The following is a 20785-nucleotide window of genomic DNA, read 5'->3' as shown; positions in this document are numbered from 1 at the left end:
GAACACTGCGCGCCTTTGTATTAAGCTTAAGCTTCGATCTTCTCTACCGTTTCCAGCAGCGCACGTTCCCCGCCAACATTCCCCGGAAATACGATATATGGAATACCACTGAATTTGGCTTCTTCCCCTGTCAACCATACCGGAATGCCCGCAGCCACTTGACCGAGCACCCTTGCTTTACGTATGGCCAGACCTTTCGTTGCCACATCACTGGATGTAATGCCACCTTTGGCAATAATGAACTTCGGTACGACTTCAAGGGATTGCACAATCTCGACCAAAGCTGACGATACCGTCTGACTGATCTTGAAATTGCCCTCATGTCCTTCTACGGTGATGAGCTTACGGCTGCTGTATACAACAACATTGTTGCCCTTCGCAAGCTGTCTGTTCGCTTCACCAATCACACGTCGAATTTCCTCCGTATATCCATCCGGCGTTAATACACGTTCCACATCGATCTCCAGACTTATGATGCCCGGAAACGTAAGCAGTTGTTCCAGTTGACGAGTCGTCTTCTGCACATAGGAACCAACAACAACGATTCCGCCATGTTGTTCCTGTCCGCTTGCGATCAGCTGTTCTTTCGGCAGAAATGCCTGATCCGAGATGCCTGCATACGATTTGACAAAGGAGGCCGCCGTCCGGAAAATAAAAGCTTTCCCCTCATCCTCTGCTTGCAGCAAAGCCAGAGAAAGCACATCCATATCTGCATAAGAGAGCGCATTCACGATAATCGGTACATTGCTTTCGGCTTTTAGCAAAATCACTTTGACTACATTGACTCCTTGACGGATTTCCTCCAGTGAAATGGTAAGACAGCGACTAGCCTTAATACGGCCTGAAGTCTTCTCCTCTACCCACGATGGCAGATCTCCATGCTCATACCCAAATACTTTATCCTTGGCAAATTCCGTCTCATGAACTGGAATCAACTGTTCGCCCTCAACCATATAATGCGTGTTGCCTATCGTAACCCGTCCTGCCTCGAAAAAGGCCGGAATGATCAGTTGTCCGTCATATGCACGTCCGCTGACACGCGCCACTTCTTCGGCTAGCACATCCGTCTCCAGCGGATAATAACCACGTAGCATGGAGTCACTACGACTCACAAAGGTGAAATTCGTTCCTTCCTCTGCTGCAACCTCTTGCACATTGCGAGCAATCTCCCGATTAATACGTTCCGCTGTATCTGCATCCAGCCCTCGTGTATTGGTCAAAATATAGAACAACGATTCAGAGGATCGAAACGCCTCCTGCAACAGTGGCTTGTCCCACTGTGTCAACACATCAATATCATGAACCGTCTGTACACCGGTTGGGTCATCATCCAGCACGATAATTTTGCGAGCCCTCGCATCCTGCAATTGTTTAATCTGTCCTCGCACTCCTTCAGAAGAGTTTTCCGTCCGAAGAGCTGCGGGGATATCCGATAACGTCTGATAGGTCATGTCTCTCCACCTCATATCTATATCTATTAACATTCTTTTTTCTTTTTTGAATTTTTATTGGACCCGATTCACTTCTACACCTGCGAGTTTCTCAAAATACTGAACGATTCCGCCATGGTCATCTGCGGCTTTACCATCAATCTTCAGTGCATGGAAAATCTCCAGCAACTGACTGCTAAGCGGTAAAGGAACACCGATATCATGCGCCGTTTCCATCACATTGGTCATGTCTTTGAGATTAATATCAATCCGTCCTCCAGCGACAAAGTTACGATCCAGAATGAGTGGAACTTTTGCATCCAGTACCGCACTTCCAGCAAGGCCACTACGGATTGCCTGATACATCTTCTCTACATCAATGCCAGCCTTGGCTGCAAATACAAGCGCTTCGGACATGGCGGCAATATTCAGGTTCACGATAATCTGATTCGCCAGCTTGGCTGTTGCACCTGAACCATTATCCCCCACTCGCGTTACATCCTGTCCGACCACTTGCAGAACCTCTTTCACAGATTCGAAAATCATTTCATTGCCACCCACCATGATGGCGAGTGTACCATCTATAGCTTTGGGTTCCCCACCACTTACGGGCGCATCCAACATATGCAAGCCTGATTTGGATACAAGCTGAGCCAGCTCTTTGGAAACGACCGGCGAGATTGAGCTCATGTCGATAATGATACTTCCCGTATTGGCTCCTGCCAGCACACCTTGTTCGCCCGTTATAACGGTGCGGACATGCTCTGAGTTGGGCAGCATCGTGAAGATGACATCACTATGCTCAGCCACCTCTTTCGGAGATGCTGCGCCTCGCGCTCCTGCATCAGCCAATGACATCACAGCCGTTTGATTAATATCGTATACGCTTACATCATATCCCGCCCGGATCAGGTTCAATGACATAGGACGTCCCATAATACCGAGTCCAATAAATCCAATTCGTTTCTTCATCTTGCAATCCCTCCAGCCTAAATTCTTCGCTTTTCACTCTTGTAATCGCTATCATTCCTGTTCACATTCGTTATTGTACACAACATTTTAATTTTTGTATACAATTTTATTATTTATGTATCCGAAAATTAAAATTTGGTTTTTAATCTTGTTGTTTATTGCCTTCTTTTTCGCTAAAGTAAAGGGAGAGGTGAAATACAATGCAACCAAGTACGGACAAGTCCCGTCCAGCTTATCAGCAGGCCTATGAAGTTCTGCGGGACATGATTTTGCAAGGCACCCTTTCTCCGGGAACCAAACTTGTGGAAGAGAAGCTGGCGACCGATCTGAATGTCAGCCGGACTCCGATCCGAGAATCCATCCGCCGGCTGGAACAGGAAGGATTAGTCGTGAACAAACGGGTCGTCAAGCTAACCGAGACCGATCTAAGAAATACGTTTGAATTACGGAAGTTACTGGAGGGACATGCGGCTCAATCTGCAGCTGCCTTCTTATCCGCCCAGGAAGTGGCGGCTCTTGAGCATTGCGTTCAAGTGGGACATACCGGAAGCAAAGAAGAGATTATGGAAGCCAATAAAGAGTTTCACGAAATCATCATGCGCGCGAGTAATAACGCATTGATGATTGATCTCTTCGACAAAATGCAATCCGTCATTTATCTATTCCGTCAGACGGTTGTGTATTATCAGCGCCCCTTCCTCATTGAAGAGCATCATCAGATCTGTGAAGCGATCAAGGCACATGACGGGCAGACTGCCGAACGACTGATGAAAGAGCATCTGCAATCCGATCTGGAATTCTGCCTTCATTTGATTCGATAACCGGATTCATGGATTGTTCGACTTTCTCACATCCGTATAAAGACGTGACCGCATGCGGTCACGTCTTTTTTTGTCGTTTGTCCCTCATATTATCCAGGCCCTGATTCATAGGTGTAAACATAACGATACAATGTCGCGTGTGACATGTTATTGAATCTGGAGGGATCACTCAATGACCAAAGGACAGCAACCTAACGAAAAATCATTTATTATCCCGCAACCCATTCGCAGTGATGGCGCTGGTGGACCTGATCTGGGACCCAGAGACGTCATGAGAGATATACAAAACCCCGATATGCTGGTACCTCCGGCAACCGATAACGGGTTATTGCCCAATCTGAGAATGTCTTTTTCCGATACCCATATGCAATTGAACCATGGGGGTTGGTCACGTGAAATCACCGTACGGGATCTCCCTATTGCCACTACACTGGCAGGTGTGAACATGAGCCTGACACCGGGAGGTGTAAGGGAATTGCACTGGCATCAGCAATCCGAGTGGGCCTATATGATCTGGGGAACGGCAAGAATTACTTCGGTAGATCAGAATGGACGTAATTTTATTGCGGATGTCGGGCCTGGCGATCTCTGGTTTTTCCCCAAAGGTCTACCCCATTCCATTCAGGGACTGGAGGATGGTTGTGAATTTCTGCTTGTGTTTGATGACGGGTCCTTCTCCGATCTGAATACGTTATCCATATCCGATTGGTTTGCCCATACCCCACCAGAGGTATTGTCTGTCAATTTCGGCGTGCCCGAATCCGCTTTTCAGTCAATGCCGAAGGAACAGGTCTACATTTTCCAAGATACCGTCCCGGGTTCCATCGAGAGCCAAGAAGTTCAGTCGCCATATGGTAGCGCTCCTCTCACATTTAAACACCGATTGCTGGCCCAGGAACCACTCATTACACCCGGTGGAAGCGTGCGGATCGTAGACTCCACCAACTTCCCCATCTCAACTACCGTTGCTGCCGCACTCGTTGAGATCCGACCTGGCGCCATGCGTGAACTGCACTGGCATCCCAATGCAGATGAATGGCAATACTATCTGACAGGACAAGGGAGAATGACTGTCTTTGGAGGCAATGGCATTGCTCGCACATTTGACTATCGGGCTGGGGATGTCGGATATGTTCCTGTCGCAATGGGACACTATATACAAAATACCGGCACAGACACTTTATGGTTTTTGGAGATATTCCGAAGTGATCGATTCGAGGATGTATCGCTGAATCAGTGGATGGCGTTAACCCCGCGGGATCTGGTCCGTGACAATCTGAATGCGCCGCTTGAGTTGCTCGATGCCTTGCGTAAAGTAAAATGGCCTGTCGTTTAATTTAGTATGTATATCTATCATTTAAGCTGAAATGGGGTAATTGTCAGAGAATCCCACTATATAAGGAGGAATATGAAAGATGAGAGCCGTTACGTTTCAGGGAATCAAGGACATTCAAGTCAAAGAGGTTGAAGATCCCAAACTGCAACAGAAGGATGACATTATCGTTCGTATTACTTCCACAGCTATATGTGGATCGGATCTGCATATTTATCAGGGAGCCTTGCCTGCTGCCAAAGATTATGTTATCGGTCATGAACCGATGGGCATTGTAGAAGAAGTAGGTCCCGAAGTGACACGTGTGAAGAAGGGGGACCGTGTGGTCCTGCCTTTTAACATCGCTTGTGGTGAATGCTTCTATTGCAATCATGACATGGAGAGCCAGTGCGATAATTCCAATGGCAATCCGGATATTCATACAGGTGGATATTTCGGATTCACCGAACGTTACGGAAACCACCCCGGAGGTCAGGCAGAATTATTGCGTGTTCCCTACGGGAACTTCACTCCGTTTGTGATTCCTGAATCCTGTGAACTGGAAGATGAGGCTTTATTATTCCTGTCCGATGTTCTTCCAACCGCATATTGGAGCGTGGAGAATGCCGGAGTTAAACCGGGAGATACGGTCACTGTACTCGGTAGTGGACCCATTGGGCTGATGACGCAGAAGTTCGCCTGGATGAAAGGTGCGAAACGTGTTATTGCTGTGGATCGCCTGCCCTATCGACTGGAGAAAGCCAAACGTTTGAACGATGCAGAGATCTTTAATTTCGAAGATTACGATGATATGGGTGAGCACATTCGTGAGATTACACAAGGCGGAACCGACGTTGTTATCGACTGTGTAGGTATGGATGGTAAAAAAACCACGCTGGAGGAGATCGGACAGAAGCTGAAACTTCATGGCGGTTCACTGAGTGCGATTGAAATCGGCATGAAAGCAATCCGCAAATTCGGTACACTCCAACTTACGGGTGTATATGGCTCTTCCTACAACATGTTTCCGTTAGGTAATTTGTTTGAACGCAATATCAATCTTAAAATGGGACAAGCTCCTGTTATACATTACATGCCTGAATTGTTCCGCAAAATCACTGCTGGTGAATTTGATCCAACGGAGATCATCTCCCATCGGATTTCACTGGAGAATGCAAGCGATGCATACCGCATTTTCAACGATCATGAAGACGAATGTACCAAAGTTATACTAAAACCCTGAACCATCGCTTTGATTATAAATATGCAAAATAAAACAAGCAGAACTACCTGTTCAAGGTACTCTGCTTGTTTTATTTTATTGACATTCATCCTGTTACCGTTGCATAAACTGCTCAGCCAGCTAAATGGTCTGTACCTAATCAGACATGAGTCGGTTTAGTCGCTTGGATATACACACTTTCTCCTTGGAAGCTTTCGAGCTTCCCGTTCGTTGTCACTTCAAAATTGAAAAATTTTCTGATGATGGACGGTGCACTCAACATACTTGCTTCAAGTTCCCTTCTCTCCCGTTCCGGCAGTGCCGCACGGTTACACCACTCTTCAAACTTAAAGCGCTTCTGGAAGGAAACCATCGTTTCCATTCGGAAGCCCGCATACTCCAGCATATGAATCCATTCCGTCTTGCGCCATGCTCGAACATGGCTTGCATCCCGGCACTTCTCGACTTCATTGTAAAACTGGTCATTCTCATCACGTTCAGGTGCCACGTTGTCAATGAATAACAACCTTCCACCGGGCTTCATGACTCGTAATGCCTCATGAACAAACGAAGAAACGTCCGGAAAATGGTGAGCAGCGATTCGGCAGGTTACAAGGTCATAGATATCATCATCGAATGGCAGCTTCTCTGCATCCCCGGCAACAAAATCTACATTACGGTGTCCATTGCCCTGGATAAATGCTTCAGCTACCTGAAGCATTTCTTCCGTTAGATCGAGGGCTGTCACCCGCTGAACAAGTGGAGCCAATGCATTAGCGACATGCCCTCCTCCAGTGGCGATATCCAGCACGTTCATATCCGGAGTGGCTTGAGATGAAGCCACGAGCAACGCGAGATCCTCACCTTTGGCATGCCCCGAACTCGTCACATATTTACCTGCATTTTTCGCAAACTGCTTCTGCACCTGACTTTTGATTACATCAGACATTCCAATTCCTCCTGCATAAGTTTCATTAGACGAAACATAGTTTCAAAATATAATTATATTTATTTTACCACACATGAATGTAAAATCTAAATAAGCATTTTACACAAATCCAAGGAGAACTTTCCACTACCTAACGAAAAAGCTGAAATAAAAAAAACATCCCCCAAGCGAATTTCACTCAGGAGATGTTACTTATATTTGTTACTTCACGAGCTTTGGTGACTTCTTCCACAAGCCCAGAATCAGACCGGAGATCACAGAACCAATCGCAACAGCAAGCAGGAACAATAATGCGTGGTTCGCCAGTGCTGCAACAAAGATCCCGCCATGCGGAGCTGGTACATTAATGTGCCACAGTTGTGTCAATCCGCCAGCAACAGCGGAACCCAGAATACAAGAAGTCAATACACGCAATGGATCAGCCGCAGCAAATGGAATTGCACCTTCTGTAATGAAAGAGAATCCAAGTACATAGTTAGTCAAACCTGATTTGCGTTCTTGCTCTGTAAATTTGGATTTGAAGAACGTTGTTGCAAGTGCAATCGCCAGAGGAGGTACCATACCGCCTGCCATAACCGCTGCCATCCATGCACCGTCTGTGTTACCACTGGATGTGAATACCCCAATAGCGAATGTGTAAGCCGCTTTGTTGAACGGTCCCCCCATATCGATGGACATCATACCACCAAGCAACAAGCCCAACAATACCGCATTACCTGTACCCAGATTACCCAGTGCATCTACAAGCCAGGTGTTCAGGGAACCAAAGATTGGATCAAAGACATAGAAACTGATGGCACCTACGATCAGCAAACCAAATACCGGATACAGCAAGATTGGTTTCAAGCCATCAATCGCTTTTGGCAATCCTTTGAACAACTTACGGAGACCAATAACTACATAACCCGCCAGGAAACCGGCAGCCAAACCACCAAGGAAACCGGCGTTTGAGTTAACCGCCATCAATCCACCGACCATACCAGGCATCAGGGCTGGGCGATCACCAATACTCATCGCGATAAATCCGGCAAGTACCGGAATCAGGAAGTGGAACGCACCTGTTCCGCCACCGATCGTTTGAAGCAGTTGCACAATCGGATTCTCAGGGCTAGCAAGCTGTTCGAACAAGAAGGAGATTGCTAGCAGGATACCGCCACCTACAACGAATGGCAGCATATGCGAGATACCATTCATCAGATCTTTATAGATTTTGCTACCTACACTAATCTTGCCAGTGCTTGCGCCCTCTTCCTTCGCATTTCCGCCTTGGCTGCGATAGATCGGTGCATCACCGTTAACGGCCTTGCGAATCAGCTCTTCGGATTTACGGATTCCATCACTCACCGGTCTTTGCAATACCGGTTTGCCATCGAAACGTGCCATCTCCACATTTTTGTCTGCGGCAACGATAACCCCTTTAGCACGAGCGATCTCATCAGCAGTGAGAACATTCTGCGCTCCTTCAGAGCCGTTTGTCTCTACGCGAATATTAATGCCCATTTCCTGAGCTTTCTTTTTAAGTGCATCTTCAGCCATAAACGTATGAGCTATACCGGTTGGACAGGCTGTAACCGCAACAACAAAATCTTCCGAATTGGCATTACCTACAATCACACCAGAAGTATTCTGTTGCTGACCAGTAGTAGAAGCGGAGGCGGCATTTGCTTCTTTTTCAGCTTTTGCTTTTTCTTTGGCTGCTTCCTTCTCCGCTGCTTCTGCCTGTTTGGCATCAAACAATGCACTAACTTCGGCTGGTGTATCTGTACTCATCAATTGTGAGATGAAATCGCTATCAATCAACAACCTGGAAAGAGCTGCAAGCGTACGCAGATGGGTATTACCTGCGCCTTCTGGAGCCGCAATCATGAAGAACACATGAGCTGGCTGATCATCCAACGCTTCAAAATCAAGTCCTTTTCTACTCTTGGCAAATACAACTGTTGGTTCGTTCACCGCTGTTGTTTTGGCATGTGGCATTGCAATTCCGCCACCGATACCCGTGCTCGATTCAGCTTCTCTTTTATAGATCATTTCCTTGAACAGGACCGGATCATTGATTCGTCCGCTTCGGTTCAGGCTTGCAATTAGTTCATCAATAGCCTCATCTTTGGTTGTGGCTTGCAGGTCCATGATCATCGTTTCTTGGATCATCAAGTCTGTTATTCTCATCTTGGTACACTCCCTTAAGTTCAGTCGGCCTGCATAGGCAGGCCTCACTACATTACAATTACAATGAAGACCTTCTATAAGACCGTTAGACTAGATTGTCGTAATGGTCACTTGATTACGCAATTCATCAATCAATTCACGTGTTGCCAGATCATCCGAGAACGCAGTTGCGCTTCCAGATGCAACCCCTGTGCGGAAAGCTTCCAGCAAATTTCCGCTCTGTACATAGGTACCTACGAATCCGCCAATCATGGAGTCACCGGCACCAACCGAGTTTTTCACAGTACCTTTTGGCACATTCGCATGATGAACTTCCGCTTTGGTAATGAATAATGCACCCTCGCCTGCCATGGAGATCAACACATGTTTGGCACCGGCTTCCAGCAACTTACGCCCGTATAACACCAGTTCCTCGCGAGTATTAATCGTTACACCGAACAGTTCGGCCAGTTCATGATGATTTGGCTTCACCAGCAATGGTGCATGTTCAAGAGCTTCTATTAACGCAGGGCCAGTTGTATCAATCACAAATTCGGCACCCGTTTGCTTGCACACTTTAATGAGACGATCATAAAAATCCGTTCCAAGTGAAGGAGGTACACTTCCGGAGAGAATGACAATATCTCCTTTTTGCAATGAGGACAATTTGTGAAGCAACTGCTCCGCCTCTTCGGCACTTATTGCAGGTCCAAGACCATTAATCTCTGTCTCTTCTCCATGCTTCAGCTTGATGTTAATGCGAGTATCGTCTGCAATCGTAACAAAGTCTGTCCGAATGTTATCTTCTTGCAACTTGTCATTAATGAAACGTCCCGTGAATCCACCAAGGAAACCAATAGCCGTGTTATCTGCTCCAAGTTGATTCAGTATGCGAGAGACATTAATGCCTTTGCCGCCAGGGAGCTTCAAATCCCGATTCATTCGATTCAATCCGCCAAGCTTCAGCTCATCCACTTCCACGATGTAATCAATGGACGGGTTAAGTGTTATCGTATATATCATCGTTATCCCTCAATTATTTTAGTTTTCTGGGCGATTCCAGGCCGCCAATGTTCTGGCATCTGCTCGGTAATCAAATCGGCCTCCTCCAAATCAAACAATTTGGCAAAAGTAATTTCCCCTATTTTGCTGGAATCAGCCAGCACATAAGATTTTCCCGACAATTGATGTGCACGCCTTTTAATCAAGGCTTCCTCCGGATCCGGTGTTGTATACCCCATTTCGGGATCAACTCCGTTGCTTCCAAGAAAACATTTATCAAAACGGAAATTATCCATGTTCTGTAATGCGATACTGCCAATGACTGCTTTTGTATGAATTTTCATCATACCTCCGAGCAAATAACTGCGAATACGCTTGCTTACCAAAGCCTCAACATGTGAAAGTCCATTGGTAACAACCGTTACGTCTTTAGCTTCAATAAAAGGAATCATGGCTAACGTTGTCGTTCCTGCATCCAGATAAATGCATTCGCCATTTTCGATCTCCTGTGCAGCCAAACGGGCAATCGTCGTTTTTTGTTGGATGTTTTTGAACGTTTTTTCTTCCATGCCCGGTTCCAGCGTTTTTTCATTCACCAGTGCGGCACCGCCGTGGATGCGTTTGAGCATCTGACGACTCTCCAGATCGATCAAGTCACGCCTAATCGTTGATTCAGAAGCACCCAACACATCAACAAGCTCTTGCAATTTCACAATTCCCTGTAAATGTAAGCGCTCTACAATTGCAGCATATCGTTCTTCAGTCAGCATATTCATTCCTCCAACTGCTTCTATAGTATCATAATTCACTCAAAAAACAACCACTTTCATTCAAAATAATTTAAAAACTTTCAAAAACCCGCATCTTTCGACTTATTTTCTTGTCCAATTGTCCCTTTCTTACTTCATGTTCTTAAAGTTGGAATTCCGTGCCCTTCAAATCTTCATTAAAAATCCTGCAGCCTCCAGCGCTGGAGGCGCGGCGTTGCAGGATTTTTCTGTTCATGGGAACTGCATGACGTTTATGACTCTACAACCATAGCATCCGGTTTGGGTTTAAGCCATTTGCCATCTTCATTAATAAAAGCACCCTTGAAGCGGCCCATCTCCAATTGTTCAATTAACCTCTCCTCGTCCATGACCAGAATCTCAGCGAGCTGACCCGAGGTGTAATAATGAGCAGGATTGTAATCGAGCAGCACAGGAACAGACGTATCATATAGTTCTTTGATCAGATTCTCAAAGGAATGGCGACCCAGGTTCTCCATATCTCTATAAAACTGCAAATGTTGGGACACCATATTACGGAAAGATTTATTCTCCAGATGCATCCACAACGTATTGCAGGCCCGAACACTCATATGATTTTGTTCCACATCGTAAAATTGAACTTCTTCAATCTTCATGTATTTCTCTTGAAATGCTACGATCTTAATCAAAGGTACATTTCGTTTACGCGACGCTTTCTTCAAATGGGCTCTAAATTGTTCATAGTTCATTTCATTCATCTATTATCCCTGCCTTTAACATGTTCCAACCGACATTTTACAACAAATTAAAGGCAAGTGTAACCTTCATCATATGAAAAACAAAAAAACGTGCAGCATCAGATGCCACACGTTCACAAAATTATAGAGTGCGATTACTCAGCGAGGGCACCACTTTTCACCCACGTAGCCGTAAATTCCTGTTCTTCATACGCATAGAATTGATGCAAAATAACCTCCCGATCATCAAGGAACAACTGATCTGCTATGGCAGAGACCAGTTTGGGCACCGCGCTCTTGGTCCCCGATATTGCCGATGCGGACAGACCACAGCTGGCTAGTGCAGAGTAATTGAATACAAACAGTCCATGCAACTGCTCCTGACCTTGCTCACTTCTTCCGGTCATCGCAAACCCTGAACTCAAGTATGGATGTGCGTCCAGCAATGCATTACGATGCTCTTGCGGGGCCTGATAACAATCCTCCCAACGTGCGATGTATGGCTCCACAAGCTTCAGTTCAGGACGGAGTGCCGGATCACTGAGAAGACCTGTGCTAATAATCAGAAAATCAAACTCATATGCTCCCTGTGTGGTATGCACAATCGCGCCTTGGTCTGTTGCTTCTACACTCAGCCAAGGCGAATTCAAATGTAGTTCGAATCCAGGCCAGGCTGCCGCACGATTAAACGTATCATTGGTGGGCGGTTGATTGAATTTAAAGAAATGAGAGATCACTTCATATTTATCAGCAACCGGAAGAGCGTGGTATCGCTCAATCATACCGGAATGTTCCATCTGACGAATGGGATTAACACTAGGCAGTTGTTCCCGCCGTACAAATACATGAGCTTCCGCCACACCGGTGGCAAGAGCATAACTGGCATTATCGAATGCAGAAGCGCCGCCGCCAAGTACAGCAACCTTTTTACCTTTTAACCGATCAAAATCAATCGCTTCCGACGTATGGGCATACAGCTCCCGAGGTAATCTATCCGCAATCATGGACGGCACATGCCACTCTCCACCACCTTGTATTCCCGTAGCAAACACTACTTTGCGAGCAAGTATAACATCCATCTGAGATCCAGCCTTGTTCACATGAAGTCGATGTATTCCGTTCTCCATAGGCTCAACCAGCGTCAATTCTACCTCATTAAGCACAGGCAGATTCAGCACTTTCCGATACCAGCGTAAATAATTCATCCAGTCTCCACGCGGGATTTTATCTACCTCTTCCCAACCTTCGGGCCCTACCTGTGCTTCCCACCATGAGCGAAAGGTTAACGAGGGGATACCCAGATCGATGGAAGTCAGATGCCTGGGTGTGCGCAAAGTAACCATACGCGCATAAGTCTCCCAAGGTCCTTCAAGCCCCGATGCATTCTCGTCAATGACAACAATATTGGAGATCCGTTCACGAAGAAGTCCAAATGCCGCCCCTAATCCACTCTGGCCTCCACCCACAATGACGACATCATAGACATGACCATCCGCATGTTCTCTTGGACGTACCCAATTCGTGCCGCCAAATGACAAAAAATCCAGATCATTCTTCACACGCTCATTCAAAGCTTCCAGGCTCATGATTCATCAACCCTTTCGAGATACATATATGAACTATTCTTTCTTTGATCATTGGATGTGATATTGTTGTTAGTTATTTCGAGGATAATTGTGCTTTTTCTTTGTGTTCCTGAAATATATTAGCGTTATTATATGAGTTATCGGGGTTCATTTGAAGTTCGCGGTAGCTTTATTGTCATCAACACTAAAAATATCTAACATGTTTGTTAATTCGCACGAAATCCTAACTGGATTATTAATACAGTTCCTGCTGAGCGGATCATTTGCAGAAAAAAAAGACAGACCAAGATGTAACCTTGGTCTGTCTTAATAAAGGATGCTATTGGCCGGCTTGTTCACGGCGCTGCAATTTTTCGTTGGTTAATTTCTCAGGGGTCACATCATGACCCAGTGGGTCCACAACGGATACTGCCAGCATGGTTGTCAGTACCTGACCTCGAATAGCCTGCAAATATTGTTTTCTAAGCTCCTGCTGCTCGCTTTGTTCTGCTTTTGTCAAACCGACGCTACTGCGTTGTTTTCGACTTAATTCGTTAATGCGTCCCAAAATAGGAATCATGAAATCCACCTCACTTGTTAGTTCACTTGCCAAAAGATATTTCGAATATCTTCAAACTAACTTATTACAACTTTACGAATTTGTCCATAGGCGCAATCCGTTGAGAAGTGTTTAGGTGATCTCATGTACAGACCACACAATACCATTTGTAGCACCACTGCCCAGGTTCAACGTAATCGTCAGCCCGTTTGCGGCATAGAACAGTCCAATCACATCTCCCGCATTTAATGCCACTTCTACCGCCAAAGTCACCGAACCACTTCCCAGCACTGCCCGCAGTGTAAGTAACGTAATCGCGACATTTAGGACGGGCAACAAACCACTGACAAGTGTCGTTACCGTAGGTGATGTTCTCTGTACAAGAAAGGCTGGGTTAACCCCAGCACCCAGAGATAGAGCAATCGCTGCAGTCGTTGCATAATTGATCGTGGCCACAATGGAGTATCTTCCGGTTACCGGGACGGTATAGTTTCCTGTGGTTGCATTGAAGTTGGCATTACCGTAATAAGGAGCCGTGGTCGTCCAGTTGGTTAACTGAGTGCTGGTTGCTGTCGAAAGTGTAGCCAGGAATGCCGAGAACCCTTGTGTTGCAAAATTGGGGCCGGTTGGGCCCGTGGCTCCTGTCAGCCCCGTTGCCCCAGTCGCACCGGTAGTTCCTGTTATGCCTGTTGCTCCAGTGGCACCCGTAGCTCCGGTTGCACTCGTTACACCGGTTGCCCCCGTAATTCCATTAGCCCCAGTTGGTCCAGTCGGGCCGGTGGCTCCTGTGATGCCTGTAACCCCAGTTAGTCCTGTAGCTCCCGTTATTCCTGTTTCTCCAGTTGTTCCGGTCGCGCCAGTTATACCTGTAACTCCTGTTGAACCAGTACTTCCGGTGGCACCTGTTACACCCGTTGTACCTGTAGTTCCTGTAGCACCGGTCACACCCGCAATACCCGTGGTTCCTGTTGTTCCCGTACTTCCTGTTGTTCCCGTCGCGCCGGTCGTGCCTGTAACGCCTGTTACACCCGTCTCTCCTGTAATACCCGTGGTTCCTGTTGCTCCAGTCACACCTGTGATCCCAGTGGCTCCAGTCGTACCTGTTGTACCTGTTGTACCTGTTGTACCCGTTGTACCCGTAACACCAGTTACGCCAGTTGTGCCAGTGGCACCAGTCGCACCCGTAGTTCCCGTTGCTCCAGTAGCCCCGGTTGGTCCCGTCACACCAGTCGTACCTGTGCCCCCTGTTAGACCCGTCTCTCCAGTTTGACCAGTTGCTCCCGTCGTTCCAGTAAATCCTGTATTACCTGTAACCCCAGTAAGTCCAGTTACTCCTGTTGTGCCGGTACTTCCGGTGGTGCCCGTTGCACTTGTAGTTCCTGTTGTCCCAGTTACACCTGTTAATCCTGTAGCTCCTGTTGAACCAGTACTTCCGGTGGCTCCTGTTACACCCGTTGTACCTGTAGTTCCTGTAGCACCGGTCACACCTGTGATACCCGTAACTCCTGTTGTGCCTGTGGCTCCTGATACACCTGTGAGTCCTGTAGCCCCAGTTGCTCCGGTCGGTCCCGTTACACCTGTCGTGCCTGTAACGCCTGTTACACCCGTCTCTCCTGTAATACCCGTGGTTCCTGTTGCTCCAGTCACACCTGTGATCCCAGTGGCTCCAGTCGTACCTGTTGTACCCGTAACACCAGTTACGCCAGTTGTGCCGGTTATGCCAGTGGCACCAGTCGCACCCGTAGTACCCGTTGCTCCAGTAGCCCCGGTGGGTCCCATCACACCAGTCGTACCGGTGACCCCTGTAATTCCGGTAGCTCCAGTCACACCCGTAATGCCAGTTACGCCGGTCGTGCCGATTGTTCCTGTTTCACCAGTAATACCCGTTGGACCGGTTGCCCCTGTAGCACCAGTCGTACCTGTGACTCCGGTTATGCCAGTGGCACCAGTCGCGCCGGTTACACCAGTAACTCCCGTAGTTCCCGTTGCTCCAGTCGTACCTGTGACCCCTGTTAGACCCGTCTCTCCAGTTTGGCCAGTTATGCCGGTGGCGCCGGTAATTCCAGTAGCTCCAGTCACACCCGTAATGCCAGTTACGCCGGTGGCGCCGGTAATTCCAGTAGCTCCAGTCACACCCGTAATGCCAGTTACGCCGGTCGTGCCGGTGGCTCCTGTTTCACCAGTAATACCCGTTGGACCGGTTGCCCCTATAGTACCAGTCGCACCAGTGGCTCCGGTTGGTCCTGTTGTACCTGTCGTGCCGGTAACGCCTGTTGCACCCGTCTCTCCAGTCGAGCCGGTTACGCCAGTAACTCCCGTAGTTCCGGTTGCCCCAGTCGTTCCTGCAACCCCTGTTATACCTGTTTCCCCAGTGGCTCCGGTCGTACCGGTAGCGCCTGTTACACCCGTCACTCCTGTAATGCCCGTGGTTCCTGTTGCTCCAGTAGTCCCGGTGGGCCCCGTCACACCAGTCGTACCTGTGACACCAGTTAGACCCGTCTCTCCAGTTGCTCCCGTCGTTCCAGAAATTCCAGTAGTACCTGTAACCCCAGTAAGTCCAGTTACTCCCGTCTCACCAGTTTGGCCAGTTGTGCCAGTGGCGCCGGTAATTCCAGTAGCTCCAGTCACACCCGTAGTGCCAGTTACGCCGGTCGTGCCGGTTATTCCTGTTTCACCAGTAATACCCGTTGGACCGGTTGCCCCAGTAATTCCAGTAGCACCAGTAGCACCAGTCGCACCTGTAATCCCGGTTAGACCCGTCTCCCCAGTTAATCCAGTAAGTCCAGTTACTCCCGTAACTCCGGTTGATCCTGTCACACCAGTTTGGCCAGTAATTCCAGTAGCACCAGTCGGCCCGGATACGCCAGTTATTCCTGTGGAACCAGTACTCCCCGTTGCTCCTGTAACTCCAGTCGTACCTGTGACTCCGGTTATGCCAGTCACACCAGTGGCTCCGGTTGGTCCTGTTGGTCCTGTCGTGCCCGTGGCTCCAGTTAATCCCGTAACACCAGTTGGACCAGTAATTCCTGTTAGACCTGTTTCCCCTGTGATACCAGTTGTGCCTGATACACCAGTAGCTCCCGTAGTACCCGTACTTCCCGTTGCTCCAGTCGTACCCGTTTCACCGGTGACCCCAGTGGCTCCAGTCGCACCTGTTGTACCCGTAACTCCAGTTAAGCCAGTCGCACCGGTTGGTCCTGTTTCACCAGTATTCCCTGTTAGTCCTGTAGTGCCTGTCGGACCAGTTATACCAGTAACTCCAGTCGTACCTGTGCTTCCAGTTAGACCCGTCTCTCCAGTGACGCCTGTTGCTCCTGTCACACCAATTGTACCCGTAACGCCAGTTAAGCCAGTCGTGCCAGTTGGCCCTGTTTCACCGGTGACCCCGGTTATGCCAGTAGCTCCGGTATTACCAGTTGAACCAGTAGCCCCAGTGAGTCCTGTCGTGCCAGTTACACCAGCAATTCCTGTTATGCCACTAACTCCGGTTGCTCCTGTAACACCAGTTGTTCCCGTCGTACCCGTACTTCCAGTTATACCTGTTAGTCCTGTCTCTCCTGTTGGGCCATTCAAACCGGTAGATCCCGTTACACCTGTAGCCCCGGTGACACCAGTGACTCCTGTTAGCCCAGTTGCACCAGTTGTTCCGGTTGCGCCGGTTACTCCCGTGGCACCTGTACTTCCTGTTTCTCCAGTCAAACCCGTAGGACCTGTAATACCAGTCGTACCTGTGACCCCTGTTGAACCTGTTTCTCCAGTAACACCTGTCGTTCCGGTGTTTCCTGTAGCCCCCGTAGTTCCGGTAGCTCCGGTAATTCCTGTGGCTCCTGTGCTCCCAGTTAGACCCGTCTCTCCAGTGACGCCTGTTGCTCCGGTCGCACCAATTGTACCCGTAACGCCAGTTAAGCCAGTCGTGCCGGTTGGTCCTATTTCACCAGTTGGGCCAATCGAACCGGTAGGGCCCGTTACACCTGTGTTTCCTGTTAGACCGGTCTCCCCAGTAACACCAGTGGCCCCGGTCACTCCCGTCAGTCCTGTGAACCCTGTTTCTCCAGTAACACCTGTCGTTCCGGTTACGCCAGTCACTCCCGAGATACCTGTAATTCCGGTTGCTCCTGTCGCGCCTGTGAATCCTGTTAGACCCGTTTCCCCAGTGACACCAGTCAGTCCGGTAACTCCGGTCACGCCTGTGATACCCGTGGTTCCAGTAATGCCAGTTAGTCCAGTTGCACCGTTCAGTCCCGTCACACCAGTCGGACCTGTGACCCCGGTTAACCCCGTCTCTCCTGTAGGGCCAGTCGATCCGGTAGGGCCCGTTACACCTGTGGCCCCAGTTATACCCGTTTCCCCGGTGACACCAGTGACTCCTGTTAGACCCGACTCTCCAGTTACACCAGTTGTTCCGGTTACTCCCGTGGCACCTATACTTCCTGTTGCTCCAGTGGCACCTGTTGGGCCCGCTACCCCAGCTGTACCCGTGGTTCCGGTAATACCAGTTAGTCCAGTCGCACCCATAGCACCTGTAATACCAGTTGCACCTGTACCTCCTGTTAGACCCGTCTCTCCAGTGACACCTGTTGCTCCGGTTACTCCCGTAATACCAGTTGTTCCCGTTATGCCACTAGTGCCAGTAGTTCCGGTCACACCAGTAAGTCCCGTTACGCCAGTTAAACCAGTCGTGCCGGTTGGTCCCGTTACACCTGTGTTCCCTGTTAGACCAGTCTCCCCAGTAACGCCCGTGGTTCCGGTAATGCCAGTTAGTCCAGCCGCACCTGTAATTCCCGTTTCTCCAGTTGCACCGGTCGATCCCGTCACACCAGTCGTACCTGTGACCCCTGTTGAACCTGTATCTCCAGAAGTTCCGATTGAGCCGGTTGCTCCAGTAGGGCCTGTAACTCCAGTGATTCCTGTTTCACCTGTTGGACCCGTAAATCCGGTGACACCCGTTGGTCCTGTATTTCCCGTCAGACCTGTAGCTCCTGTCTCTCCAGTGACGCCTGTTGCTCCGGTCACACCAATTGTACCCGTAACGCCAGTTAAGCCAGTTGTGCCGGTTGGCCCTGTTTCGCCGGTGACCCCGGTTATGCCAGTAGCTCCGGTATTACCAGTTGAACCAGTAACCCCGGTGAGTCCTGTCGCGCCAGTTACACCAGCAATTCCTGTTGTGCCACTAACTCCGGCTGCACCTGTAACACCAGTTGTTCCCGTCGCACCCGTACTTCCAGTAGCTCCAGTTAGACCTGTTAGTCCTGTCTCTCCTGTTGGGCCAGTCGAACCGGTTGAGCCCGTTACACCTGTAGCCCCAGTTAGACCCGACTCTCCAGTTACACCCGTTGTTCCGGTTACTCCCGTGGCACCTGTACTTCCTGTTTCTCCAGTCGCACCTGTTGGGCCAGTTACACCAACTGTACCCGTGATTCCTGTGATCCCAGTCGCACCCGTAGGACCTGTAATACCAGTTGCACCTGTACCTCCTGTTAGCCCCGTCTCTCCAGTGACACCAGTGGCCCCGGTCGCTCCCGAGATACCTGTAATTCCGGTTGCTCCAGTCGCCCCAGTCGGTCCCGTCGCTCCTGTCGTGCCTGTGAATCCTGTTAGACCCGTTTCCCCAGTGACACCAGTCAGTCCGGTAGCTCCGGTCACGCCTGTGATACCCGTGGTTCCAGTAATGCCAGTTAGTCCAGTTGTACCTGTAATCCCTGTGGCTCCAGTCTCACCGGTGATTCCGGTTACCCCTGTTAACCCTTTCGTTCCTGTGACCCCTGTTTGACCTGTATCTCCAGTAGTTCCAGTTGCTCCAGTAATTCCTGTGGCTCCTATTACACCAGTATTGCCGGTTATGCCGGTTATGCCTGTAACGCCGGTTGTACCTGTACTTCCCGTTGCCCCTATCGCCCCAGCAGATCCTGTAGCACCTGTAACTCCGGTGGTACCCGTTTCTCCAGTAGCCCCGGTCGGTCCTGACACACCAGTCGTACCTGTGACTCCGGTTGTGCCAGTGGTACCAGTTGCTCCGATCGCACCTGTACTGCCTGTAAATCCAGTAATACCTGTTGCACCTGTTATTCCAGTCGTTCCTGTTGTGCCCGCAATTCCAGTAACGCCAGTTATACCTGTAACGCCAGTTAATCCGGTTGTACCTGTTGGTCCTGTTTCACCAGTGACACCACTTATACCAGTGGCCCCAGTGAGTCCTGACACACCAGTCGTACCTGTGACACCGGTAGTGCCAGTAGCACCAGTAATCCCCGTGAGGCCTGTAATTCCAGTAGAACCGGTTACACCCGTGGTACCCGTAACGCCAGGTAATCCGGTCGTACCTGTTGATCCTGTTTCACCAGTATTACCTGTTATTCCAGTGCTTCCTGTAGTTCCGGTTACACCAGTAACTCCCGTAGACCCGATCCCCCCAGTGGGGCCTGTCGTACCAGTAAGTCCCGTTTCCCCAGTGGCACCAGTTGCGCCGATCGCACCTGTTATCCCTGTCATGCCGGTTATGCCAGTATTTCCAGTTGGACCCGTACTTCCCGTTGCTCCTATCTCCCCAGTAAATCCTGTAGCGCCTGTAACTCCGGTGATACCTGTCTCACCGGTTGGGCCGGTCGCGCCCGTAGTACCTGTCGTTCCAGTTACGCCACTGACTCCTGTGATACCTGTGGTTCCAGTAATACCAGTTGTTCCTGTTGCTCCGGACGGGCCTGTGATTCCAATTTCGCCAGTACTTCCCGTTAATCCAGTCGCACCCGTAATACCTATTAGACCCGTCGCTCCGGTTGGGCCAATCGAACCTGTAACTCCCGTGAATCCTGTTTCACCAGTAGATCCTGTTAGTCCCATCACACCAATTCCAGTTGGACCTGTAAAGCCGGTTATACCGGTATTTCCTGTAGCACCGGTCACGCCTGTCACACCAAATCCGGTAATTCCAGTTGCGCCGGTTGTTCCTGTGACTCCAGTTGATCCAGTGCCAGTTGCACCTGTAGCTCCTGTAGTTCCATCCACACCTGTGGTGCCCATCAGTCCGGTAGCTCCTGTTGCACCTGTGACTCCAGTTATTCCGGTACTTCCCGTGGTTCCCGTTACTCCGGTCCGTCCTGTTAAAATGGTTGCTCCCCATATGCCGGGATACCCAGGGTCTCCAGTTAACCCAGTAGCACCTGTTGCTCCAGTGAATCCTCTCATTCCCTGATAACCCCGTGGGCCGCGAAGGAAAGGAATCCTGTGACTTTTCTTTTTTTTGCATTTACGTCTGCTTTTCTTACAAGACTTACTCTTCTTCTTTGGGATAGAGTGTTTTTTTGATTTTTTTGCTTTCCGTT

13 protein-coding genes are annotated in these 20785 nt (G+C 49.2%); 3 read left to right on the top strand and 10 right to left on the bottom strand.

Going from position 1 to position 20785, the window contains the following annotated elements:
• Nucleotides 1-26: 26 nt before the first annotated feature.
• Nucleotides 27-1451, bottom strand: a complete 1425-nt coding sequence (locus CXK86_RS01645; protein ID WP_180361711.1) for a four-carbon acid sugar kinase family protein — start codon at nt 1449-1451, stop codon at nt 27-29.
• Between the two features lie 54 nt (nt 1452-1505).
• On the bottom strand, nt 1506-2402 hold the full coding sequence (gene garR, locus CXK86_RS01640; RefSeq protein ID WP_076318389.1) for a 2-hydroxy-3-oxopropionate reductase: 897 nt from the start codon (nt 2400-2402) through the stop codon (nt 1506-1508).
• Between the two features lie 200 nt (nt 2403-2602).
• Between garR and CXK86_RS01635 the strand changes: the two genes are divergently transcribed.
• The 3 genes from CXK86_RS01635 to CXK86_RS01625 all read left to right on the top strand — a co-directional run bounded on the left by CXK86_RS01635 (nt 2603) and on the right by CXK86_RS01625 (nt 5778).
• The gene (locus tag CXK86_RS01635; RefSeq protein ID WP_036670058.1) at nt 2603-3223 is read left to right on the top strand and encodes a GntR family transcriptional regulator; all 621 of its coding nucleotides are present in this window, start codon (nt 2603-2605) and stop codon (nt 3221-3223) included.
• Between the two features lie 172 nt (nt 3224-3395).
• A complete protein-coding gene (locus CXK86_RS01630) occupies nt 3396-4559 on the top strand; it encodes an oxalate decarboxylase family bicupin (RefSeq protein WP_101313380.1) in 1164 nt (387 codons plus the stop codon).
• A gap of 79 nt (nt 4560-4638) precedes the next feature.
• The gene (locus CXK86_RS01625) at nt 4639-5778 is read left to right on the top strand and encodes a zinc-dependent alcohol dehydrogenase (protein ID WP_036609757.1); all 1140 of its coding nucleotides are present in this window, start codon (nt 4639-4641) and stop codon (nt 5776-5778) included.
• A gap of 139 nt (nt 5779-5917) precedes the next feature.
• Here the strand turns inward: CXK86_RS01625 and CXK86_RS01620 are convergent, their stop codons facing one another.
• From CXK86_RS01620 to CXK86_RS32495, 8 genes are all read right to left on the bottom strand, one after another.
• On the bottom strand, nt 5918-6706 hold the full coding sequence (locus tag CXK86_RS01620) for a class I SAM-dependent methyltransferase (RefSeq protein ID WP_101313379.1): 789 nt from the start codon (nt 6704-6706) through the stop codon (nt 5918-5920).
• A 201-nt stretch (nt 6707-6907) separates the two neighbouring features.
• A complete protein-coding gene (locus tag CXK86_RS01615; RefSeq protein WP_101313378.1) occupies nt 6908-8875 on the bottom strand; it encodes a PTS fructose transporter subunit IIABC in 1968 nt (655 codons plus the stop codon).
• 90 nt (nt 8876-8965) lie between these two features.
• On the bottom strand, nt 8966-9877 hold the full coding sequence (pfkB, locus tag CXK86_RS01610; RefSeq protein ID WP_101313377.1) for a 1-phosphofructokinase: 912 nt from the start codon (nt 9875-9877) through the stop codon (nt 8966-8968).
• 2 nt (nt 9878-9879) lie between these two features.
• Nucleotides 9880-10626 (bottom strand): DeoR/GlpR family DNA-binding transcription regulator, encoded by a 747-nt coding sequence (locus CXK86_RS01605; protein ID WP_101313376.1) that lies wholly within the window; start codon nt 10624-10626, stop codon nt 9880-9882.
• Nucleotides 10627-10877: 251 nt separating this feature from the next.
• A complete protein-coding gene (locus CXK86_RS01600; RefSeq protein WP_143781029.1) occupies nt 10878-11327 on the bottom strand; it encodes a hypothetical protein in 450 nt (149 codons plus the stop codon).
• Between the two features lie 170 nt (nt 11328-11497).
• Nucleotides 11498-12928 carry an NAD(P)-binding domain-containing protein gene (locus CXK86_RS01595; RefSeq protein WP_101313375.1) on the bottom strand — a complete coding sequence of 477 codons (1431 nt, stop codon included), beginning with the start codon at nt 12926-12928 and terminating at the stop codon, nt 11498-11500.
• Between the two features lie 319 nt (nt 12929-13247).
• Nucleotides 13248-13487: a DUF896 domain-containing protein gene (locus CXK86_RS01590; RefSeq protein ID WP_017689452.1), complete on the bottom strand. Its 240-nt coding sequence runs from the start codon at nt 13485-13487 to the stop codon at nt 13248-13250.
• 111 nt (nt 13488-13598) lie between these two features.
• On the bottom strand, nt 13599-20648 hold the full coding sequence (locus tag CXK86_RS32495; protein WP_144029791.1) for a beta strand repeat-containing protein: 7050 nt from the start codon (nt 20646-20648) through the stop codon (nt 13599-13601).
• Nucleotides 20649-20785 lie beyond the last annotated feature (137 nt).

It is taken from the genome of Paenibacillus sp. BGI2013, assembly GCF_002843485.1.
GTDB lineage: Bacteria > Bacillota > Bacilli > Paenibacillales > Paenibacillaceae > Paenibacillus > Paenibacillus amylolyticus.
The sequence above is the reverse complement of the archived record's forward strand: the minus strand, read 5'-3'. Positions and strand labels throughout refer to the sequence as shown.